21 protein-coding genes and 1 pseudogene are annotated in these 22,856 nt (G+C 55.2%); 7 read left to right on the forward strand and 15 right to left on the reverse strand.

All coding sequences use genetic code 11. From position 1 onward, the window contains the following. Positions 1-41: 41 nt before the first annotated feature. Positions 42-1,385 carry a PTS cellobiose transporter subunit IIC gene (locus R0140_RS23480; protein WP_008807536.1) on the reverse strand — a complete coding sequence of 448 codons (1,344 nt, stop codon included), beginning with the start codon at positions 1,383-1,385 and terminating at the stop codon, positions 42-44. A gap of 333 nt (positions 1,386-1,718) precedes the next feature. On the opposite strand from R0140_RS23480, the gene R0140_RS23485 reads away from it, so the two are divergent. Continuing rightward, positions 1,719-2,177, forward strand: coding sequence for a YbaK/EbsC family protein (locus R0140_RS23485; protein ID WP_008807537.1), 459 nt, complete (start codon positions 1,719-1,721; stop codon positions 2,175-2,177). Positions 2,178-2,182: 5 nt separating this feature from the next. Here the strand turns inward: R0140_RS23485 and bglJ are convergent, their stop codons facing one another. From bglJ to pobA, 4 genes are all read right to left on the reverse strand, one after another. Beyond that, positions 2,183-2,857, reverse strand: a complete 675-nt coding sequence (bglJ, locus tag R0140_RS23490; RefSeq protein WP_023339553.1) for a DNA-binding transcriptional activator BglJ — start codon at positions 2,855-2,857, stop codon at positions 2,183-2,185. Beyond that, complete coding sequence (locus tag R0140_RS23495) at positions 2,818-3,540, reverse strand: helix-turn-helix transcriptional regulator (protein WP_012542932.1); 723 nt, start codon at positions 3,538-3,540, stop codon at positions 2,818-2,820. Before R0140_RS23495 ends, bglJ begins: the two co-directional genes overlap by 40 nt. Positions 3,541-3,804: 264 nt before the next feature. After that, on the reverse strand, positions 3,805-4,686 hold the full coding sequence (locus tag R0140_RS23500) for a helix-turn-helix domain-containing protein (protein ID WP_023297031.1): 882 nt from the start codon (positions 4,684-4,686) through the stop codon (positions 3,805-3,807). 16 nt (positions 4,687-4,702) lie between these two features. Further along, positions 4,703-5,887 carry a 4-hydroxybenzoate 3-monooxygenase gene (gene pobA, locus R0140_RS23505; RefSeq protein ID WP_008807541.1) on the reverse strand — a complete coding sequence of 395 codons (1,185 nt, stop codon included), beginning with the start codon at positions 5,885-5,887 and terminating at the stop codon, positions 4,703-4,705. Between the two features lie 281 nt (positions 5,888-6,168). Between pobA and R0140_RS23510 the strand changes: the two genes are divergently transcribed. The 6 genes from R0140_RS23510 to opgB all read left to right on the forward strand — a co-directional run bounded on the left by R0140_RS23510 (position 6,169) and on the right by opgB (position 11,901). Beyond that, positions 6,169-6,945: a threonine/serine exporter family protein gene (locus R0140_RS23510; RefSeq protein WP_008807542.1), complete on the forward strand. Its 777-nt coding sequence runs from the start codon at positions 6,169-6,171 to the stop codon at positions 6,943-6,945. After that, on the forward strand, positions 6,936-7,409 hold the full coding sequence (locus R0140_RS23515; protein WP_012542936.1) for a threonine/serine exporter: 474 nt from the start codon (positions 6,936-6,938) through the stop codon (positions 7,407-7,409). The genes R0140_RS23510 and R0140_RS23515 overlap by 10 nt, the downstream gene beginning before the upstream one ends. Positions 7,410-7,512: 103 nt before the next feature. Continuing rightward, positions 7,513-8,052, forward strand: a complete 540-nt coding sequence (dnaT, locus tag R0140_RS23520; protein WP_008807544.1) for a primosomal protein DnaT — start codon at positions 7,513-7,515, stop codon at positions 8,050-8,052. A gap of 2 nt (positions 8,053-8,054) precedes the next feature. Continuing rightward, positions 8,055-8,792: a DNA replication protein DnaC gene (gene dnaC / locus R0140_RS23525; RefSeq protein ID WP_008807545.1), complete on the forward strand. Its 738-nt coding sequence runs from the start codon at positions 8,055-8,057 to the stop codon at positions 8,790-8,792. A 65-nt stretch (positions 8,793-8,857) separates the two neighbouring features. After that, on the forward strand, positions 8,858-9,352 hold the full coding sequence (locus tag R0140_RS23530) for a YjjA family protein (protein WP_023297029.1): 495 nt from the start codon (positions 8,858-8,860) through the stop codon (positions 9,350-9,352). Between the two features lie 257 nt (positions 9,353-9,609). After that, a complete protein-coding gene (gene opgB / locus R0140_RS23535) occupies positions 9,610-11,901 on the forward strand; it encodes a phosphatidylglycerol--membrane-oligosaccharide glycerophosphotransferase (RefSeq protein ID WP_012542938.1) in 2,292 nt (763 codons plus the stop codon). A gap of 60 nt (positions 11,902-11,961) precedes the next feature. Here the strand turns inward: opgB and R0140_RS23540 are convergent. From R0140_RS23540 to R0140_RS23585, 10 genes and pseudogenes are all read right to left on the reverse strand, one after another. Beyond that, positions 11,962-12,468 (reverse strand): annotated as a pseudogene (locus R0140_RS23540) (Rpn family recombination-promoting nuclease/putative transposase); the annotation flags it as partial. A 199-nt stretch (positions 12,469-12,667) separates the two neighbouring features. Continuing rightward, complete coding sequence (locus R0140_RS23545) at positions 12,668-13,678, reverse strand: SIS domain-containing protein (RefSeq protein WP_008807549.1); 1,011 nt, start codon at positions 13,676-13,678, stop codon at positions 12,668-12,670. 17 nt (positions 13,679-13,695) lie between these two features. Then, positions 13,696-14,757 (reverse strand): SIS domain-containing protein, encoded by a 1,062-nt coding sequence (locus R0140_RS23550; RefSeq protein ID WP_032740409.1) that lies wholly within the window; start codon positions 14,755-14,757, stop codon positions 13,696-13,698. Positions 14,758-14,769: 12 nt separating this feature from the next. Beyond that, entirely contained in the window at positions 14,770-15,621 is an 852-nt protein-coding gene (locus tag R0140_RS23555; RefSeq protein ID WP_012542940.1) for a PTS system mannose/fructose/sorbose family transporter subunit IID, read from the reverse strand. Continuing rightward, a complete protein-coding gene (locus tag R0140_RS23560; protein WP_008807552.1) occupies positions 15,599-16,378 on the reverse strand; it encodes a PTS mannose/fructose/sorbose/N-acetylgalactosamine transporter subunit IIC in 780 nt (259 codons plus the stop codon). The genes R0140_RS23555 and R0140_RS23560 overlap by 23 nt, the downstream gene beginning before the upstream one ends. A gap of 16 nt (positions 16,379-16,394) precedes the next feature. Beyond that, positions 16,395-16,865 (reverse strand): PTS sugar transporter subunit IIB, encoded by a 471-nt coding sequence (locus R0140_RS23565; RefSeq protein ID WP_012542941.1) that lies wholly within the window; start codon positions 16,863-16,865, stop codon positions 16,395-16,397. Between the two features lie 14 nt (positions 16,866-16,879). Continuing rightward, positions 16,880-17,302, reverse strand: coding sequence for a PTS sugar transporter subunit IIA (locus R0140_RS23570; protein WP_012542942.1), 423 nt, complete (start codon positions 17,300-17,302; stop codon positions 16,880-16,882). A 99-nt stretch (positions 17,303-17,401) separates the two neighbouring features. Beyond that, a complete protein-coding gene (locus tag R0140_RS23575) occupies positions 17,402-20,167 on the reverse strand; it encodes a sigma 54-interacting transcriptional regulator (RefSeq protein ID WP_049152931.1) in 2,766 nt (921 codons plus the stop codon). A gap of 134 nt (positions 20,168-20,301) precedes the next feature. Next, positions 20,302-21,747, reverse strand: coding sequence for a tagaturonate reductase (locus tag R0140_RS23580; RefSeq protein ID WP_032740408.1), 1,446 nt, complete (start codon positions 21,745-21,747; stop codon positions 20,302-20,304). Positions 21,748-21,758: 11 nt separating this feature from the next. Next, complete coding sequence (locus R0140_RS23585) at positions 21,759-22,781, reverse strand: zinc-binding alcohol dehydrogenase family protein (protein WP_032756154.1); 1,023 nt, start codon at positions 22,779-22,781, stop codon at positions 21,759-21,761. Between the last annotated feature and the right edge of the window lie 75 nt (positions 22,782-22,856).

Below are 22,856 nucleotides of genomic sequence, written 5' to 3' on the forward strand. Positions count from 1 at the left end.
TACCTCAAAATTAACGGGCGGCCCTTGCCGCCCGTTGCTATTTATGCGGTCTGTTGACTCTCCTGCTCCGCCCGTTCGGCCTCTTCCGCTTCCTGAGCAAGCAGCTGTTTCTCATACACCTTAAAGAACGGGAAGTAGATAATCGCCGACACGCAGGCCAGAACGATCACCAGAACCGCCGCCCGAAAATCCCAGCCCAGCGCCCAGGCGCCGCCAATCGGTGCTGGCGCCGTCCACGGTACCACCGAGATAACGCGGCCAATCAGATCCAGCTTCATTGCTGCCCAGGCCAGCACCGCGTTCACCATTGGCGCCAGCAGGAACGGAATAAAGAACACCGGATTCATGACGATAGGCGTCCCAAAGATAACCGGCTCGTTAATGTTAAACAGGCTTGGCACCACGCTCAGACGACCAATGGAGCGCAAATGCGCTGAGCGGCTACGCAGATAACAGAACACCAGCCCCATGGTCGCCCCGGAACCACCAACCACTATGAAGAATGTCCAGAACGCCTCCATGAAGATATGCGGCAGAGGCGCCCCCTGGGCCAGCGCTTGCTGGTTCATACCGAGGTTGGTCAGCCAGAACATCTGCAGCATCCCGGACACAATCGCGGCACCGTGGATCCCGGCGAACCACAACAGGTGGCCAATAAGCACCGCCAGCAGAATTGCCGGCAGAGAGTCGGCTGCCGAAACGAGCGGTTTGAAGATGGCCATAATGGCCTGCGGGATCAGCATGTCAAAATGGTGCTGGATAAACAGACTCAGCGGATACAGCGTCAGCACGACCACCAGCACCGGGATCAACAGATCAAAGGAGTTTTTGATCATCGGCGGAACCTGGTCCGGCAAGCGGATCCCAATGTTGTGCGCTTTCAAAAAACGCATCATTTCCACGCAATAGATCGCCACCAGAATCGCGGTAAAGATCCCGGTCCCCCCGAGGCTATCCACCGGCAGCGTGCCATTGGTCTTCGGCGCGGCAATCAGCAAAAAGGCCATGATCGACAGCATTGCGCACATGAAGGGATCGAGCTGATTGGATTTCTCGTAGTGCTTACCGAGGTTATAGGAGATCGCCGCGCAGATGTAGATCGACATGATCCCCATCGTCATATCAAAGGGGGTCAGAATACGCCCCTCAAACTCTTTTGCCAGATCCAGCCAGGCGCGGGCAAAACCCCAGGTGGTATCCGGTGAGAAAGGTGGATAAGCAAACACCAGCAGGAACGATCCGACGATCATAAATGGCATCGCTGAGATAAAACCGTCACGGATAGCCATGACGTGGCGCTGCGATGAGATTCGCCCTGCTATGGGGCTTATGTAATTTTCTACAAAGCGAAATATCAAATTAAACGCAGCATGGTTAGCAGACATAGTAGCCCTCCTGACAGGCTATTGATACTGGCCCAACAACGATTACCCTGCCGTTACGATGACCGCTTTTTGATGCAGCAGGCCGCTGATGGATTACCGGCTATACTGCTCATGACGCAACGATTCATACACGGCTCTTATGTTATAAATAAAGTGAGAAGTGACTGTTCCAGTATTCATCTCTACGCGCACAACCGCAACCGGTTACAGTAACCGGTTACGGTGAATGTGAAGGAGATCGACAAAATAGAAAGAATCTGGATTGTCCGCGCTGTTATTTACACTCCGCCAGGCTTGTGACAGATTTAACCAGGCTTAAATCAGGAGAATCCAATGAGTCTGCAGTCTGTACGGCAGTTTTTTGCCGAACACGCCCCCGATATCGAAATTATTGAGTTAAATCAGAGTACCGCCACCGTCGCGCTCGCCGCTGCCGCACACAACGTTGAGCCTGGACAAATCGCCAAAACGCTGTCGCTCAAGATCAAGGATAAGATTGTACTGATCGTCGCCAGGGGCGATGCGCGGCTGGATAACAAAAAGCTGAAAGAGACCTTTGGTGCGAAAGCCAGAATGTTAAGCAGCGATGAGGTGGTGACCTGGACCGGTCATCCGGTAGGCGGCGTGTGCCCTTTTGGTCTGGAAAACCCGCTGGCCGTCTATTGCGACGTCTCGCTCAGGCACTATCAGGAGGTGCTACCCGCAGCGGGAGCCATTCACAGCGCCGTTCGTATTGAACCAGAACGATTGGCGCAGCTCACCGATGCGACATGGGTAGACGTGTGTTTATAGCCGCGTTACGCCACCTGTTTAACGGCGTTGTTCGCGCCGCTCATCGGTAAATGCAGCAAGATATCCGCCGCGTTTAATAAACCGATGTCTGAGCGAACCCCGAGCTTGGTCATGGCGTTAAATTTATGCGCGCGGATAGTTTTAATGTTCCGGTTCAGCTGTATCGCAATATCAGAAAGCGAATATCCCCACGACATATACCGAAGGATGGCGTGCTCCGTTGGACTTAGCGGATCGTTGCACGCCTCTCTGTCGCAAAATTGTTCGCTGCCGCTGAGGTGATGATTGTCCAGCAACTGTAACAAACGCTCCTGTAACCCGCGTCGCGGCGCGGATTTATTCAGTATGCCGTGCAGACAGGCCGGCATAAGATGGCCGATCAGATGCATTTCACTTTCATTATTAGCCAGAATAATTGCCTGGACTTCCGGCCGACACCGCGCCATTTCATGAACAAAAAGCAGACTCTCAGCTCGTGAAGAACGGCTTCCCGAAAGAGAAAAGATAATGGCCGACCAGGAAAACGATGTTTCCGCCGCCCTGAGCATACTGACATTTTTAAACAGATGAATATGATATCGGCTATTATCTTCACGACTAAAGATATAGCGCCAGGCCATTTCCGTCATCACACATTTCTCTACGATGGCGACATGGTGGGTTGTGCTATTTTTTTCCATTCCATTTGCTCCCCGTAAGCTGAATTGATATTCAGCTCTTGCATTCCCTGCACGCTGTTGATCCAGGCATACATTTCAGCATTGCTTCGCAGTGATAAGCGTCGCATTGCGCTATTTTTCTGCGCACTGATGGTTTTATTGCTCTTTTTCAACAGCGCAGCGATCTGATTGATTCCCCATCCCTTTGCCAGAAGACGCAAAACCTTGCGTTCCGAAAGGGTCAGCATCGCCGCAGAGTGGTAGCTTGCGAAATCGCTATCCTCGTCTCCGGTGAACAACGTCCGGCTAATTTGCTCAGCGGCACGACTGCCGGCGCAAATCACCTCAATCAACCGGTTAACCGGCTCACTCTCCGAGATCAGCGAACTTTCAGGGCGAATTAAAAGCTCAACGGCCAATGGATAGAGGCTGTCACTGACCATAAAAACCCAGTGAATATCACGATACTGCGTCATCAGAGAGTAATACCGCTCGCAGACGGCACGGGGATGCGCAATCTCGCCGGAGATATCCGCGACGACCAGCACTGCCCGCCGCAGTTGCAAAAGGGTGAGCTCATCATGAGAACGACAAAAACTGAGTTCGTAATCAGGGAGATTTTCATTGAAGATAACCTTTAACCCTGACTGCATGACGGGAATTTTACTAATAACAACACCAAACTTACCTTGTCCTGGTAACATAACACCTCCGCTTCCTGTCGAAGTTCCTTCGCCTGCCGGCAAACAATCGGCGCTTAACATCATCGCCTTATCATTCTCTGAATGAATATAAAAAGTATATTCATGGCCTGCGTACACGGTATACGTAACGACCGAACCGTGGTCATACCGTGTAAATATTATTGCTGTGTATACTTGCGATTAATATTAGCACAGACGCTCCTGCGCTAATAAATTAGAAAAGATAAAACTATTATTTAGCAAAAGTAATTTCAGGCACGTGAGTTATAAAGCATTATCTTTGATTGTTTCTCTAAATGCTTTAGGCGACATCCCGCTATAGCGGCGGAAAAAGCGAGAAAAATAGGCAGCATCACTAAACCCTAAGTAATCAGAGAGTTGTGTTACCGTCATGCGGGTGTACTGCAGATTGCGTCGCGCTTCCAGCATCAGGCGTTGATGCAATACTCCCAGCGCGCTACAGCCATAGAACTCGCGGCATAAATAATTTAAGTGCGTGACCGACAACCCAATTAGCTTCGCATACTCCGCCAGCGGGAGATGCTGCCGGTAGTGGCTCTCAATAAGCCGGGAAAAGTGGCGCATCATACTGCGCTTCCGCTCCGCTTTATCTTCCGCGGGCGGTGCGGGGCGGCACTGCCGGTTCAGCCAGACCAGCAGCGTCCCCAGCAACGAGTACAACATCATCTCCCGGGCATCATGCTCTTCGCAATATTCCTCGCGAAGCGCCGAAAATAGCGTATGCATATGCCCCCGGGAACGGCCTACCGGCACGCACTGCGGTACGCTAAGCACATCCAGCGGCCGGCCGAACTGGTTTTCAAACCGGCTCAGCAGCGGCAGCGCCAGAGAGAGCACATACCCTTGTGTCCCGGGTGAAAAATGAAACCCATGAATACAAAGGGCGGGAACCACCTGGATGCAGGACGCCGTCATCACCGCGGTGGCGCCTTCAATTTCGATCTCCGCCCGGCCCTGATGCAGGTAGAGGAGCTGGACCATTTCCGCATGCTGATGAACGCGAATATGCCACTCATACAGACTGCTACGCTGCAAAATCGACTCGCAGTGCAGCAGGTCCGGCGTTGGCCAGCCGCGCTCTTCGCCATACAGCTTAAATACGGGGACGACTTGCATGGGCGGCATAATCACTCCTCTTTAGTCAGGTAACGCGTTCCATGGGCAAGCCCACGTAGTTTTCCGCGATGGTGGTCAGCCCGGCGCGGGAGCCAAGGTAGTAGCGGCGGTCGGCGGCCTGCATTTTGGCGTCAAACGCATTCTGGTCCGGGAAATCATGCAGCAGGCGAGTCATAAACCAGCTAAAGCGTTCCCCTTTCCACACCCGATCCAGCGCCAGTTGCGAGTAGGTCGCCAGCAGATCGCTGCGGCCACGATGATAGTATTCACGCAGGATCCGCCACAGGTAGTTAACATCCGATGCCGCCAGGTTTAACCCTTTGGCGCCGGTTGGCGGAACGATATGCGCCGCATCTCCCACCAGAAACAGCCGCCCATACTGCATCGGCTCCACCACGAAACTGCGCAGCGGGGCAATGCTCTTCTCAAGTGAGTGACCAGTCACTAACCTGGATGCCAGGTCCTCCGGCAAGCGGCTTTTCAGCTCCTGCCAGAAACGTTCGTCCGACCAGGCTTCAACCTTATCGCTCAGCGGAACCTGTAGATAATAGCGGCTGCGCGTAAGTGAGCGCTGACTACACAATACAAACCCCCGCTGATGGTGTGCATAAATCAGCTCCGGATTGACCGGCGGCGTATCCGCCAGCAGGCCTAACCAACCAAACGGCCACACGCTCTCGTAGGTTTTGAGAATGTCAGCGGGAATGCTTTGCCGTGACACCCCGTGAAAACCGTCGCAACCGGCGATAAAGTCGCACTCCAGGCGGCAGGTTTCACCTTCGCTGAGGTAGGTGACCGTCGGTCGGTCGCTTTTCGCGTCATGAATAGCCACCTCGCTCACGCCATAGACGATTGGCGCGCCGCTGGCGGTCCGGGCCGCCATCAGGTCGCGGGTCACTTCCGTCTGGCCATAAACCATCACACTCTTGCCGTCAGTCAGCTCGCTCAGTGCGACGGGTACCCGCTGGCCGTCAAACAGAAACTCCACCCCATGATGCACCAGGCCTTCGGCATCCATCCGCTGCGCCACGCCCGCTTCGCGTAGCAGATCGACGGTGCCGCTTTCCAGAATTCCCGCGCGGATGCGCCCCAGCACATACTGTGGCGTTTGACGCTCGAGGATCACGGTATGGATCCCGGCGTTGTGCAACAACTGCCCCAGCAGCAGCCCGGAGGGGCCTGCGCCAATAATCGCGACCTGTGTTTTCATAGGGTTGTCTCACTCTTGCAGGGTTAATTATTTGTATATTTTTTGTTTAATAAAAGTGCTTTCCTGCATTTTTGATAAGTCAGACGGGAAAAAGAAGGGATGAATGGCGGCAAAAATTGCACTTTTCACCAAACTGGCAAAATTGTGGGATGCTTCAAATTCTGCCGTCCCGCCAGCCGGGACATTTTTGCATATTATTTGATCCCGCCCCCCTCAGCCGCTACGGCGCTTCAGGTTAAAGTATCGACAGATAACCAGACGTCGCGGACAGCAGAGGAATTATGCAGGTTGATCGGTCACAGCAGCGGGCAATCACACGATTGTGCATCCAGTGTGGTCTTTTTTTGTTACAGCACGGCGCCGAAAGTGCGCTGGTGGAAGAGCTATCCACCCGCCTCGGACGGGCGCTGGGAATGGATAGCGTCGAAAGCGCCATCTCGTCTAATGCCATCGTGCTGACCACCATTAAAGATGGCGAATGTCTCACCTCAACGCGTAAAAATGTCGACCGCGGCATCAATATGCATGTGGTAACGGAAGTGCAGCACATTGTGATCCTCGCCGAACATAAGCTGCTCGACTATCGCGATGTCGAGAAGCGCTTTGCGCAGATCGTTCCCTTGCGTTATCCGCGCTGGCTGCTGGTCATCATGGTGGGGCTCTCCTGCGCCTGTTTCTGCAAACTGAATAACGGCGGCTGGGACGGCGCGCTGGTCAGCTTCTGCGCCAGTACGGTAGCCATGTACATTCGCCAGGTACTGACCCACCGGTCCATGCATCCGCAGATCAACTTCTGCATCACCGCCTTTGTCGCCACCACCATCTCCGGGCTGCTGCTGCGCCTCCCGGCCTTTGCCAGTACGCCGACCATTGCCATGGCCGCCAGCGTCCTGCTGCTGGTTCCGGGTTTTCCTTTGATCAACGCCGTCGCCGATATGTTTAAAGGGCATATTAATACGGGGCTCGCCCGCTGGGCGATCGCGAGCCTGTTAACCCTTGCCACCTGCATTGGCGTGGTGATGGCGATGACCGTATGGGGGCTGCGCGGATGGGCATAATCTCGTTTATTTTCGCACTGGCGGAAGACATGCTGCTGGCGGCAATCCCCGCCGTTGGTTTTGCCATGGTCTTTAATGTCCCCCAGCGCGCCTTGCGCTGGTGCGCGCTGCTGGGGGCGATCGGTCACGGCTCGCGAATGGTCATGATGAGCGCCGGTTTTAACATTGAATGGGCCACCTTTCTCGCCGCGCTGCTGGTGGGCAGCATCGGCATTCAGTGGTCACGCTGGTATCTGGCGCATCCGAAGATTTTTACCGTCGCCGCCGTGATCCCGATGTTTCCCGGCATCTCGGCCTACACCGCGATGATCTCCGCGGTAAAGATCAGCCATTTTGGCTATTCTGAAGAGATGATGATTTTGCTGCTGAGCAATTTTTTAAAGGCATCGTCTATTGTGGGCGCCCTTTCTATTGGCCTGTCGATACCCGGTCTGTGGCTGTATCGTAAGCGCCCTCGCGTCTGACCCCCGGCGTCGCGGTACAGCCGCGACGCTCCTTCCGCGACGGGCTCTGTGCTACTATGTGCAGATCACCCCACTCTTTGCAGTTCAGAGTTGAGATAGAGTTATGTCTTCGCGAATTTTAACCTCCCATTTTAGCGGCCTGGAAGAGTTCCTCCAGCAGCACGCGGCGCTGCTGGCGAAATCAACTGACGGCACCGTTGCCGTTTTTGCCAATAACGCGCCGGCATTCTATGCGCTGACGCCAGCGCGGCTGGCGCAGTTGCTGGAGCTGGAAGCCAGGCTGGCGCGCCCCGGCAGCGACATCGCCCTTGACCCGCAGTTTTTCGAGGAGCCATCCGCGGCGCCAGTTGCGGTGCCAATGGGCAAATTTGCCATGTACGCCGACTGGCAGCCGGACGCCGATTTTCAGCGCCTGGCCGCGCTATGGGGCATTGCCCTGAGCCAGCCAGTCACGCCGGAAGAGCTGGCTGCCTTCGTCGCTTACTGGCAGGCGGAAGGTAAAGTGTTTCACCACGTGCAGTGGCAGCAGAAGCTGGCACGTAGCGTGCAAATCAGCCGCGCCAGCAACGGCGGACAGCCGAAGCGCGATGTGAACAGCGTGAGCGAACCCGACAGTCATATTCCGCGAGGTTTCCGAGGATGAGCATGAAAAACGTGGGCGACCTGATGAAGCGTCTGCAGAAAATGATGCCGGCCCATATCGAACCGGCGTTTAAAACCGGCGAAGAACTGCTGGCCTGGCAAAAAGAGCAAGGCCGGCTGCGTTCCGAAGCGCTGGAGCGGGAGAATCGCGCGATGAAAATGCAGCGCACCTTCAACCGCTCAGGGATCCGCCCGCTGCATCAGAACTGTTCCTTTGATAACTACCGCGTCGAGTGCGAAGGACAGATGAACGCCCTCGCCCGCGCACGTCAGTATGTGGAAGAGTTCGATGGCAATATCGCCAGCTTTATCTTCTCCGGTAAACCGGGGACCGGTAAAAATCACCTGGCGGCAGCCATCTGCAACGAGCTGCTGCTGCGCGGGAAGTCGGTCTTAATCATCACCGTGGCCGATATTATGTCGGCGATGAAAGATACCTTTGGCAACCGGGAAACGAGCGAAGAGCAGTTGCTGAGCGACCTCAGCAAAGTCGACCTGTTAGTGATTGATGAAATTGGTATGCAGACGGAGTCTCGCTATGAGAAGGTCATTATCAATCAGATAGTTGACCGTCGTTCTTCATCCAAACGGCCTACCGGGATGCTCACCAACAGTAATATGGAAGAGATGAACAAGCTGCTCGGCGAGCGGGTAATGGACCGTATGCGGCTGGGGAACAGTCTGTGGGTTATCTTCAACTGGGAAAGTTACCGGCACCGCGTCACTGGCAAGGAGTATTAAGAGATTTCCGGACGATGACGGCGTTATACTAAAGCGATTATTCAGTCACGCTTATGAGTCCGTCTATGAAATCGTTTAAAAATGGCTTACTTGCCGCTCTTGCCGCCAGTGCATTTACTCTCGCCGGCGCTCACGCTGCCTCCTGGCAGGATTCTCTTAACAGCGCCGCCAGCCAGCTTAGCGGCAGCAGCACCCAGGCTGGCAGCGGCGGCATGTCCGTCTCCTCGCTAACCAGCCTGCTCAGCGGCAGCAGCCAGTCTCTGACCGCCAGCAGCATGAATAATGCGGCCGGGATCCTGTCATATTGCGCGCAACAGAAACTGGCCTCCGTGACCAGCGCCGATAACGTCAAAAACCAGGTGCTGGATAAACTGGGACTCAGCACGCCGGAAAAACAGAAACAAGACACCAACTATCTCGATGGCCTGCAGGGCTTGCTCAACAGTAATAACGGCCAGCAGCTGGACCTGAATACGCTTGGCAACAGCTCGCTGGCGAAACAGGTGAAAACCAAAGCCTGCGATCTGGTCTTAAAACAGGGCGTTAACTTCCTCTCCTGATACGTACTGCTCATGCCGCGTTTGTCGCCTTCGCGACGGCAGCGCGGCCTGAAACGTTTTTTTTACCCTTTTTCCCTCTCCGCTTCCCCGCCACACCCGATGCGACACCGATCAAAAAAGGCAACATCTAAACCAATTCTGAATAACTGCACAGTTTCATGACGCTAGAATTGCAGCAAGATGGCGCTGCAATTACAGTGTGGCGTGAAAAGTAATCTATTCTGCCAGCCGACAACTGGCGCTAATGAGGATGAGCTGTGTCAGAGTTGTTATCCATCGCCTTATTTTTAGCTTCGGTGGTGCTGTATGCCTGGAAAGCGGGTCGTAACACCTGGTGGTTTGCCGCCACGCTCACGGTGTTAGGTCTGTTCGTGGTGCTGAACATCACCCTCTACGCCAGCGACTACTTTACCGGCGACGGCATCAACGACGCGGTGCTCTATACCCTGACCAACAGCCTGACTGGCGCCGGGATCGGCAAATACATTCTGCCGGGCGTCGGGGTGGGCGTCGCGCTGGTTGCCGTCTTTGGCGCGCTGGGCTGGGTGCTGCGCCGCCGTCGGCATCATCCTCATCACGTCGGTTACAGCCTGGCGGCGCTGCTGCTGGCGCTGGCCTCCGTGGATGCCAGCCCGGCCTTCCATCAGATCAGCGAGCTGGTGAAATCGCAGTCACGGGAAGGTGACCCGGACTTTGCCGCATACTACAAAGAGCCGTCGAAGCGTATCGACAATCCACAGCTGAACCTGGTCTATATCTATGGCGAAAGCCTCGAGCGTACCTATTTTGATAACGACGCCTTTCCTAACCTCACCCCTGAGCTCGGCAAAATAAAAGATCAGGGCCTCGATTTCAGCAATACCATGCAGCTCCCGGGGACGGATTACACCATCGCCGGTATGGTCGCCTCGCAGTGCGGCATTCCGCTGTTCGCGCCGTTTGAAGGCAACGCCTCGGCCTCGGTCTCCAGCTTCTTTCCCCAGAATATCTGCCTTGGCGATATCCTGAAAAACTCCGGCTATGAAAACTATTTTGTGCAGGGAGCCAACCTGCGCTTTGCCGGCAAAGACGTGTTTCTCAAATCCCACGGCTTCGATCACCTGTACGGGGCGGAAGAGCTCAAAACTACGGTAGCGGATCCCGCCTATCGCAACGACTGGGGCTTCTATGACGACACCGTGCTCGATGAGACGTGGAAAAAATTCGAAGAGCTGTCGCGCTCCGGTAAACGCTTCTCGCTGTTCGCCCTGACGGTGGATACCCACCACCCCGACGGCTTTATCTCGCGCACCTGTGAGCGTAAACGCTATGACGTAGACGGTAAGAAAAACCTCTCCTTCAGCGCCGTTAGCTGCAGCCAGGAACATATCGCCGCGCTGATAGAGAAGATTAAAGCCTCACCCTATTTCAAAAACACGGTCATCGTGGTCTCTTCCGATCACCTGGCCATGAAGAACAGCGCCTGGGATTACCTCAACAAGCACGATCGCAGCAATCTGTTCTTCGTCCTGCGCGGCGATAAACCGCAGCAGGAGACCCTGGCGGTGAAACGCAACACCATGGATAACGGCGCGACGGTGCTCGATATTCTCGGCGGCGATAACTATATCGGCCTCGGGCGCAGCAGCCTCTCCGGCCAGTCGCTCTCCGGTATTTTCATGAATATGAAAGAGAAGGTCCTGGCCTGGAAACCGGACGTGATCCGCCTGTGGAACTTCCCGAAAGAGATGAAAAACTTCACCATCGATTCGCAGAAGAACATGATCGCCTTCTCCGGCAGCCATTTCCGTCTGCCGCTACTGCTCAGGGTATCAAACCAGCGCGTTGAACCGCTGCCGGAGAGCGAATACTCCGCGCCGCTGCGCTTCCAGCTGGCCGATTTCGCGCCGCGGGATAATTTCGTCTGGGTCGATCGCTGCTATAAAATGGGGCAGCTGTGGGCGCCTGAACTCGCGCTCTCTACCGACTGGTGCGTCTCGCAGGGGCAGCTGGGCGGTGAGCAAAAGGTTCAGCACGTCGATAAGCCGCAGTGGCAAGGCAAAACCGCTTTCAGGGATACCCTTATCGATATGGAGCGCTATAAGGGGAACGTCGATACGCTAAAAGTCGTCGACAACGATATTCGCTACAAGGCCGACAGCTTCGTGTTTAACGTCGCCGGCGCCCCGGAAGAGGTCAAGCAGTTCAGCGGCATTTCGCGTCCCGAGTCCTGGGGTCGGTGGTCCAATGCCCAGCTGGGCAGCGACGTGAAGATTGAATATAAAGAGCCGCTACCGGAAAAATTTGATCTGGTGATCACCGCCAAAGCTTACGGCCCAAACGCCAATAAGCCGATCCCGGTGCGGGTAGGTGAAAGTGAGCAAGTGCTTACGCTGGCCAATGATGTGACCACTACGACGCTGCATTTCGACAACCCGTCGCGCAGCAACACCCTGACCATCACTCCGCCGGACCCGCAGTCCACCAACGAGGGCAATATCCTCGGTCACTCCCCACGTCAGCTGGGGATCGGCATGGTGGAGATCAAAGTGGTGAAAAGCGAAGGCTAAAACCATCCTGCCCGGCGGGTTTCCGCGCCGGGCAACGGTTGCCGTGGCAGGGCGTTAACCCTACAGCGGCTGTAGTTCATCAGCCGACAGTCCAGTGATTTTCTGTACCATCTCTTTGTCGAGGCCATTTTGTAACATACTGCCGGCAATGCGCAGCGCCTCGCGCCGGCTTCCTTCCTGCAAGCCCTCCTGGTGCCCTTCTTCCCGGCCTTCTAGTCGACCTTCTTGCCGACCTTCCTGCTTAAGCTTTTGCGCGATAGACATCAGTGTCTCCTCATACTGTGGCAGACGGCGGGCCAGCCGACGGAGAAACACGCCCGGCTCGGCCGTATTACCGTACTGCAGCATATAGTGAAACAGCATTCTCAACTGCCGACGGTTAGTGTATCCCAGCATCACAACGGCCGCCAACGACTCCGTTATGCCGCTGAGATCGCGCTGGCGAATATGTTTTTGCATCAGCTCCAGCAGGGCGACCCGCCGATGCTGCACGAGGTCATCATCTGGCATCACCGTAACGTCGATCAACGTAAACGGACAGCCATACAGCGTCTTCGCCGTCTCCGGGTGGCGAAGAAATCGTTTAAAGACCGCATCGTGCGGCGTCGAGGTCATCCGTTTTTTCATGGCCATCCGCTTGCCTGAAAGAGAAGGAAAGCCGGACTCTACCACCGGTTTTTACCCGAATGGATTTGACGATAATTTTCTGGGAAGCGCCTCGGAGAATAGCATGGCGGCCAGCCCGGCTGGCCGCCATCAACACAGCTTAGTAATCAAACTGACGGTAGTAACGGCGGATATTGAGGTCGTGGCCGGTATGGTGTTCAAAGTGGGCCGCCAGCCGATCCACCAGCAGGGTGGACACCACGCACGGCGCCATAATCCAGCGGAACGCGTCATCAATGCCGTTCAGCGGATAGTCGCGCGGGTCGATCACCACCAGATGGTCAGTTATCTTTTCGGCAAAGCGTTCGACGCGCTCGTCCAGCGCCCGGCATTTCCCCTCTCCTTTCACCAGAAACAGCGGGACCTCTTTTTCCAGCAGCTCCAGGGTGCCGTGGAAAAATTCAGCCGAGCTCACGGATTTCGTCCGCTTCCACTGCATCTCTTCGAGAATACACATTGAGAACAGGTAAACCTCGCCCCACATTTCCGCGCCGCCAATCCACATCATATAGTCGCAGTCATGGTATTGTGCGGCAATGCTATCCGCCTGGAGATCGAACTGGCGCTTGGCCTGCAGGAGATTTTCCGGCAGTAATTCGAGCTGGCTGGCAAATCGCGCATAATTTTCAAACTCGCCGTGACGATAAATAACGCGGAAGAATAACCAGTACAGCAGCATATATTCATATTCCACACCGTTCTTGTGGCACATCGGAATATGCCAGCTGGCGGCGGCGGCCAATGGCGAGTCGGCATGACGGGTAATAGCCACCACGCGGATCCCCTGCGCCTTGCACCACTCGGCAATAGCCACCGACTCTTTGGTATCACCGGATTTAGATAACGTAACGACAACTGCATCTTTATTTAATTTTTTATGTCCGCGATGAATTAATTCGGCCGCCTGCTCAAGATATACCGGCACACTGGTTAATTCTTTGGCAAACTCATTAATGGCCATCATCGGTGCCAGAGAACCGCCTACCGAGGCAAAAAATAATGCGCTGCAGCCGCTGTCATAAATATCATCGGCCACGGTTTCAGCCTGTTTACGCGCAGCGATGATCTCGCGAGCACTGGTCAGGTACTCGTCCTGATTAAAACCCAACATAGTTTTCTCCTGAATATTCAGACTTTACTTTTTAATACGTGGTCAAAATCGTCAAAAATACGTTTAGCCAGATCGATGCCTTTCAGTCCGGCGGTATGCCAGGCCAGCATCTGGACGGGAACAATCAGCAACAGCGGCGCCAGGTGATGCTCGCACGGACAGTTTAGCGCCAGCGTCTGCGCATCCTCGTCATCGCTCAGCGTTAGCGTAAAAGCCCGGGCAATGGACGGCGCCATATAGTCCCGCAGCGCCCGGGTTCGCGCATCCGGCGCATCTTCAATAAACAGCATCACATGGCGGGCGTTGGCTTCCAGATAGGGACCGTGCATATAGGCTTCCAGCTCAAAGCCGCTGGAAGGCACGCGCACCGTTTCAGTAAATTTGGTTTCAAATTCCTTCGCCACGCCAACCAGCGCACCGTAGCCGGTGGCGACAAAGCGCTCCCCGCTCCGCAGCGTTTCGCTATACCGGTCGATAAAGCGCGAGGTGCGGGCGATAACATCCGGGATCGCCGCAAGCAGCCGCTGGAATTCAGCGAGATAGTGCTGCTCCTCCACCTCGCTGACTTTCCCCTGCTGACGAGCAATGATCAGCGCTATCAGCAACAGATTCAGCACCGTCGCGCTAAAACCGCGGGTCACAAACCCTACGCTCTCGATCCCGGTATTGATATCCAGAACGCCATCGCAAGCGCGGGCTATCGGGCTTTGCGGGTCGGAGGTCAGGGCAAATACCGGCAATCCTGAGGCCTGTACCTTACGCATAGCCTCCAGCGTTGACGCGCTTTTCCCGCTCTGTGAAATCGCCACCACCAGATCGGTATGCGGGTCGATCGCTTCGTAATGGGTAAAGTTGTACGGCTCTTTAATGTCAACCAGCACGCCGAAGCGTTGTTCAAAGAAATAGCGCGCGCACAGCGCGGCATTCAGCGACGATCCGGTCGCCAGCAGCAAAATTCGGCGTACCGGGTGCTGGCGGGCAAAGGTCTCAATCGCCGCCAGCTTTTGCCGGTAGCCACGCAGGATCTGCGCCAGGCAGGCCGGCTCTTCACGGATATAGGTCATCATTGTTGGTCGCATAGCTCACTCCCGTTAAAACAATCCGATCCACGAACCCAGAATGCCCACCAGCGCCATGCCGCCAATAATTGAGAGCGGTTTAACTTTCCGTCCCAGCAGCCAGTAGACGATGCCAAAACTCACCAGCGGCAGCATGCAGGGCAGAATGTCATTGATAATGTCCTGCACCTGAGTTTTGGCTTCTCCGGCACCAAAGGAGAGAGGGATGGTGATATCGATCATTGAGGCGGTCATCGCCCCGACCACCATCAGGCCGATAATCGACGCTCCGTAGGTCAGGCTCTCCATCATTCCGCTCTTCTGGATCCGCTGCAGGACCCCGGTTCCCAGCACGTAGCCCCAGCGGGTAAAGCACCAGCGCACCAGAATGTGCGGCACGTTAAACACCAGCAGAAACAGGATCGGCCCGAGGATGTTGCCCTTCAGCGCCAGGCTGGTGCCGATCCCGGTGGCGATCAGGCGCAGCGTCCCCCAGAAGAAAGAGTCCCCCAGCCCGGCCAGCGGCCCCATCAGCGAGGCTTTGACGTTATCAATCGCAGTGGCATCCATGTTTTTCTGCTGGCTGTTTTTCTCCTCCATCGCCGTGGTGATCCCCAGCAGCAGGGTGACGATATGCGGCGTGGTATTGAAAAACACCAGATGACGTTTCAGCGCCCTGGCTAGCTCCTCTTTGCGCGGATAGAGCTTTTTCAGCACCGGAATCAGCGCGTAAACAAAGGCGAGATTCATCTGCCGCTCATAGTTCCACGAGAACTCCATCTGGAAGGAGCGCCAGAACACCCGGCGTAAATCTCGTGGCGTAATCCGGGTTTCTTCCTGCTCCTGCGGTTGCAGGGTCTCTTCAGAAATCGTCTTCGTCGTCATCGCTGACTCCTTGTTCTGTCGTCGTACGAGGTGAATTCAACGCGGTGACGTTAACCATGACCACCGCCACGATGGCGCCGAGAATGGCGATGCCGGTCACCGGGATTTTCAAATAAGCCATTAGCACAAAGCCGAGGAAAAAGTACGGCGCAACTTTCTTGTTAATCAGCAACCTGGCAAGCATCGCGAAGCCGAGCGCCGGGATCATGCCGGTGGCGACGCTGAGCCCGTGTTTGATAAATTCCGGGATGGTATCGAGCAGGGATTTCACCGCGTTGCTGCCCACCAGGAATGAAACGGTCACCACCGTGGCCAGCATCAGCGACAGCCCGAAGCCGGCAATCAGATGCATCCGCTCAATGCCCCGCGTATCCGCCCGTTCCGCATACCCGTCCGCCTTCTGGCTGAGCATCGGGATAAACATCCCCAGATAAACGTTTTTCAGGATCAGGGTCAGGGTGGCGATAGGCAGGCCGAGCAACAGCGCCGTTTCCGTGCCCGCGCCGGAGGTGATGGCGAACGCCACGCCGAGAATACCGCCCGTCACCACGTCGGGCGGGATCGAGGCACCAACGGAGAAAGAGCCGATAAACGCCAGCTCCAGCGTCGCGCCCATAATGACGCCGGTCTGTACATCCCCCAGCACCAGTCCGGTCAGCAGCCCGGTGACGATAGGCCGGGAAATCAGCGACGTCCCTAAGGCATATTCCGATTGCGCGATAAACGCCACCAGACCCAGTAAGAGAGCCTCTACCATAATCTGTCCTCCGGAATTACACGCATTCCGTAAAAAGCTGTTTGCGATCGTTCGGGACCTGGCGAATCTCCACCTCGACGCCCTTCCCCACCAGTTGTTGTAGCTGCTCTATTTCTGTCGGCAGTAAATTAATCGCCTTAGAGATATTTTTACTGCCCTCTTTAGCCTTAATTCCGCCGAGATTTATGCTTTTTATTTCCCCGATAGCGCAGGCAATACGCCAGGCGTCATTGACCGATTCCACGACAATAAATAAATTATATTTATCGGTCACCCCACTTTTTATCGCCTCAATAGCATCATTGATATTTTTAATCACCAGTTTTACCGAGGGCGGTTTGGCAAGCTTAATGGTGGTTTTCCGCAGTTCATCTTCAGGGACACTGTCGTTGGCGATCAAAATGCAATCGGCGCCGACATATTGGGTCCAGGAAAAGGCCACCTGGCCGTGAAGTAATCGATGGTCTACCCTTAATAACGTAATCATCATGCTTCCTCATTTCAGAAGTCTTTATCCATAGTCATCGCACTGGCAATCGTTTGATTGCAGTACTGAATGCTCTCTTTGGCGCTGGTTAATGCTTCGGTAATTAATTTTTCAGTATTCTCTTCCGCTGCGGAAATCAGCAAGTCAATAATTAACGGCAGATTTAAACCTGATAATAAATGGAAGTGTGGGCGTGATAAAAAACGCACAAACTCGTTATTCACACTACCGGCGAAAATATCCGTAATCACTATCAGCTCATCCTGCGCCGGGAAACGCGCCAGTAGCGCCTCCACCTGCTGCGTGAGATCGGACTCCTCTTCTACATAGGCGCACAGGGTATGAATATCCGGCTGTTTACCGAGGATTAGCTCCACGGAGTTCAGCAAACCGTTAGCAAAGGTGCCATGGCTGGCAAAAATATAGTGTCGTTTCATCCTTACCTCGAAAGCGCATTCCACTGCTTTCTTAATTGCAACCGGCGTGCCAGAAACAGTGGCGCGCTGGTTAGCGCAAAGACGAACGGACTGAGGGAACTAAAACTCTTGATCTTCCTGAATAAATTCCGTTTCCCGCGTCAGGATATCATGAATGTAGCAGAGCTCGACGACGGGGATTTTGACACTATACCCGCTCTCTATGACACTAAAAGCCTCGCGGAGCGTCGCCAGCTCGCTCTGCGGACACTGCCTTCCGGAATAATGGGATGGCGACGCGTTGCGGATCAGGCGCTCTATCAGACAGCTGATATGCACATACAGCGCCACCTTGCGATCGTTGGGCACGTCGCTGCCGGCCAGATGCTCATAGCGCAGTAAAAACTGCTCGACCTGATTGATGACCTTTGCGGTATCGAGGATCGTCACCGACTCGATCACCCGGCGCAGCGAGAAATTTTTCAGGATCAGGTTATTGATCTCGCTGACTTGTTCAGAGGAGGTCAGCTCGCCGAAGATACGCATCAGCGGGCGGCTGCCCTGGCCGGAAATCAGCGAATCCAGCGAGATCCACGGCAGATCGGCAAGCTGCGGATCCAGGGTACCGACGATCGCCAGCACCTCATAGCGGCTGAGCATCGGTTGCCGCCGCGCGGGATCGGCGAGCGTTTCCACATCACAGGCCACAATATCGATCCCCAGCGCTTCAGGAATGCTGGCTTTTAACAGCGCCGACAGATTCGCTGCCGCGCCCAGACCGGTCGCGCAGGTCGTAAGAATCGCCCGCGGTTTATCGGTTTGCGGGTAATAGAGCTGGTGCTCAACCGCAAGGTCATCGCCGATGTCGCGGACGATATCTTCCAGCATAACGCCCTGCAAAATGCGCTCCCCAACGTACATCGCCATCCCGGTCGAGACGTTATTAATTATCGCCATCGGCGTACTCAGCCGACGATTAAAATGGCGATGAATGGCGTTCAGCGATCCCATATCGACCAGAATGATCAACCCTGACGCCAGAGCGTGGCTCTCAATATAGGCCATCACCTGGTTAGCAATAGCCTCCGGCGTCACGTCGAGCGGCATATCGAATGACTCAAACAGCTGGCTTTTCAGCAACCGGTTCGCCACGTTGGCGATGCTGCTGGCGGTGGCGTAACCGTGGGCGAGGATAATTGCCCGGGTCACCTGCTGCTGGCTGATGGCGCCATTTTTATGTAACCACAGCACCAGCAGCAGCAGGTCAATGCGCCGGGGTTCAATGTCCAGCTTCAGCGCCAGCGCAGCGAGGATCTCTTCGCAAAAGCGATACAGCAGCGGATATTTCTGCGCCAGAAAATCCTCCAGCAGGCGGCTTTTCTCGTTGCTCATCGTGGACGGCCCCTGCCGGGAACGATGTATCAGGTAGTGGCTTATAGCGTAGATACAGTTGCCGTTAAACTGGATATTGAAGCGCTTTTCAAGGCGATAAAACTCCTCCCGCACCTGATGCGTTATCAGTAGCAGCATATGCGAACTATTGGCATCGTGATTATCGAAAATCAGCCGATCGAAGAGGGTTTCAATCTCCTCGCCCATGCTTTTTTGCGCCTCATCCCAGAGCGTTTTTTTACTCTGCACCGCCTCATACAGCGCGAGAACGCGGCACTGAGTATCATAAATCAGCCCCTGAATCGGGTCGCGCGCGCGCAGCAGCCAGACCAGGCTGGTCTGCGGCTCGATAAGCAGCGGCTCCTGCTGGCCCATCGCTTCACTGAGCGCTGGCGTCGCAGCCATGATATTTTCCGGCAGATCGTGCAGCGTCACGGTAAGCATCTCGCTGCCCGGACACCTGGCCCAGGCCGACGCCACGGTGTATTTCACCACATTCTTCAGCTCACCGACGTTACCGCGATAAACATAGTGCGTCAGCACCTGTAGCAGCCGGGGCGTCAGCTGCAGCCGGGTAGCCAACGTGCGCGCCTCCTGCCAGAAAAACTGCAGCGTGAGCGCGTCTTTTTCGTGGCGGCTGCGGGTCTGTAAATCAGGCAGGCTAACGAGGATCGGGATACGACGAATAAAGGTGGTCAGAAACGTGCTGTGAATATCTTCGGTGGTGGCAAACACCAGCCTCAGCGAAATCGGCATCCCCTGCGCCGTTTCCCCCACCCGATAGATCTCCTTACGGTCCAGCCATGTGAACAGCTTCTCCTGCCCCTGCGCATCCAGGCGGTGGACTTCGTCGAGAAACAGCACGCCGCCGTTTGCCGCTTCAAACGCCCCGGCTTTATCGCTCTGCGCGCCGGTAAACGCGCCTTTGACGTAACCAAACAGGTTGGCGGCCAACAGCTCCGGGTTGCTGGCATACTGGGCGCAGTTAAAGCTGACAAAAGGCGCATCGGGCGGCAGCAGCCCCTGGGCGATAGCAAACTCATGCATCAGCTCCGCCATATAGCTCTTGCCAGTTCCGCTGTCGCCAACGATCAGCAGCGGAAGCCCACCGTTGGGATAAAACAGCGCGGTTTTCATCTGTTCGATAGGCTTGCGCAGGCTACCGTCATGGCCGGTCAGCAATGAGAAATGATCCGCCTGCTCCGGCTGCCGGTCGCTCTCTGCGAGCAGCTCCGCCATGCTGGCGTACTCGCTGCGGGAAAGAGGGAAAAACTGCTGGCAGAAGGCGGCCTTATGCAGGAAATAGACTGGTCGAGTATTGATCTTCACCAGCACATCCTGGGCCACCAACTGATTCAGATAGTGGCTGGCGGTATTTCTTTGCATCGCGAAACGCTGAGCCAGGTAGCCAGCGGTGAAGACCTCGCTCAGGTTATCCGGATCAAAAAAATCGGTCTGATTTTGCAGAAAAGCCAACAGTTCCGTTTTACGCATGACATCCCCCTCTTCACCTTACAGAGGCTTATGATGCGGGAAATCCACCAGGCGTTGGCGCTAAATTCACTTTTTGCGGTTCGGAGCACAAAAAAAACGGCGCCCAAATCCGCGGACGCCGCATAACAAAACCGTTACAGCCGCGCCAGGGCCTCCCGCATTCCTGAGCGCAAAATCATTTCCAGATAGCGCGTGACCTGGTCGGAAAGGCCGGGAATGGCCGTCAGATCCTCACCCCAGTGCGCGTTATCCTGTAAAACCTCCAGCACCAGTCCATGCAGCGGGCTCCCGTTCGCCACCTGCTTCCATCCTTGCGAGAAGCGGGTTAACCAGACGTCATCATCCTGCAGCGGATACACCTGTCCGTCGCGCTGGCCGCGATAGAAGGCGATAAGCGCCGCCAGGGCAAACGTTAGCCGCGGCGGGATCGCGCCGTGCTGGCGGATTGTCGTCAGCAGCTGCGGCAGGATCCGGGTGCGGAACTTAGTCATGCCGTTCAGGGCGATGGCGAGCAATTGATGGCGAATATAGGGATTAAGAAAGCGCCCGGTGACCGCATCGGCAAACTGACGAAGCTCCTCGGCCGGTAAATCGAGCGCCGGAATAATCTCTTCGCCGATGGTTTGCTGCACATAATGCCGAATGGCTTCGTCCCGCATCGCTTCGCCAACCGTATCCACCCCGCACAGCCATGCTACCGGCACCAGCGCGGTATGCGCACCGTTAAGAATGGCAACCTTGCGCGCTTTATAGGGCCGGATATCCTCTACGATGCGGATATTAAGCGGGTAGCGATCCAGCCGCAGCGTTTCCACCAGCGCCTGCGGACCCTGAATGACGAATAACCAAAAGTATTCGGCGGTATCAAGGAAAGCATCATGGTAGCCCAGCTCCGCTTCCAGCTTTTCTGCTTCATCACGCGGGTAGCCGGTGACGATGCGGTCAACCAGCGTTGAACAAAACGTATTGGCGGTCTCAACCCAGTCGCGAAAAGCCGCGGGCAATTGCCACTCTTTGGCGTAGCGTAGCACCAGCGCCTTCAGCGCTTCGCCGTTGTAGTCGATCAGCTCGCAGGGGATAATCGTCCACCCCTTATCCGCAGCGCCATTGAAATGGCGGAAACGTTCAAGCAGCAGTTGGGTCAGCTTCGCCGGGAAGCTAACCGGCGGCTTATCGTCAGGCCGGTCTCCGGCATGATAGCTAATACCCGCTTCGGTAGTATTTGAAAATACGAACGCGATCGCCGGATTACGAGCCAGCGCCAGATAGCTGGCAAAATCCTGCCAGGGATTGAGCTCGTTATTAACGGAGCGAATAATCCGCGATTCGCTCACCGCCTCGCCGCGTTCATTCAACCCACGAATGATCGTGGTATAGAGTCCGTCCTGGGTATTTAACGACGGCGGAAACGCGGTGTTGATCGGGCGAATAATGGTCACGCCCGCCGCCAGATCGGTTTGCTCATTCAGCAGATCCAGCTGCCAGTCAATAAATGCCCGCAGGAAGTTGCCCTCGCCAAACTGAATCGCGCGCGTCGGGTACTGCGGCCCGGGAAAATCTTGTCTGTTTAACGATTTCATAAGCTTACCTGCTAAAAATGAATAACGCCTTTGATCAGCTGACGATTGTTAATCACGTCGCTTTCGTAAATGTCCGCCAGCGATTTGAAGTCGTAACGGTGGGTTAACATCATCCTGGCGGTGATTTTCCCCTCGGCCATCAGCCGCCCAACTTTGGCAAAATCCTCTTCCGTCGCGTTACGGCTGCCCATCATCGTTGTCTCTTTCTTATGAAATTCCGGGTCGGAGAACTGCAGTTCTCCCTTAAACAGACCAACAAAAATGATGCTGCCGCCGTGACGGATTAAATTAACGGTGTTATTCATCGCCTGCTGATTTCCCGTCGCGTCAATCACTTTCTGCGCCAGAGAACCGCCGAAGGCTGCGCACAGCTGTTCGATAAACTGCGGGTCGGAAGGGTCGAGCGTTGTCAGACCAAGGTGCTGTGCCACATGATCGCGCCGCGCCGGGCTAGTATCCGCCACCACCACCTGCGCGCCGTCAGCCTTAGCGATCGCCGCCGCCCCAAGGCCGATGGGGCCCGCGCCAACCACCAGCACCTGCTCCCCTGCCCGGATAGCGGCGCGGCGCACCGCGTGGGCGCTGATGGCGAAGGGTTCAATTAGCGCTGCGGCTTCCGGCTCAACGTCATCCACCACCAGCAGATTGTTTACCGGCACGCAGAGATACTCGCTAAACCCGCCGTCCCGATGCACGCCGATCACCGAAATCTTCTCGCAGCAGTTTGTCCGGCCGTTCAGACAGGCCGGACACTGGCGGCAGGCGACATAGGGAATCACAGCAACCTGTTGGCCGCTCTTCAAATTAAGAATATTTTTACCCAGCCCAATTATCTCACCGCATATTTCATGTCCAAGAACACGCGGATAACTAAAAAAAGGCTGATTGCCGCCCCATGCATGAATGTCTGTCCCACAAATCCCCACTGCCTTTATTTTAATGAGCACTTCATCATCGCCGGGAATGGGAATCTGGCGTTTTTCCCAGTGTAGTTTTTTAGGTTCCTGACACACTAAAGTATTCATCGATGTCATAATAATTGCCTCCGTATTTGTTGGCTTAGATATCGATGAAAAATAGAAACAGAGTGAAACTCATTGCAAAATCTG

Source organism: Klebsiella sp. w6 (genome assembly GCF_033100215.1).
Classification (GTDB): domain Bacteria; phylum Pseudomonadota; class Gammaproteobacteria; order Enterobacterales; family Enterobacteriaceae; genus Klebsiella; species Klebsiella variicola.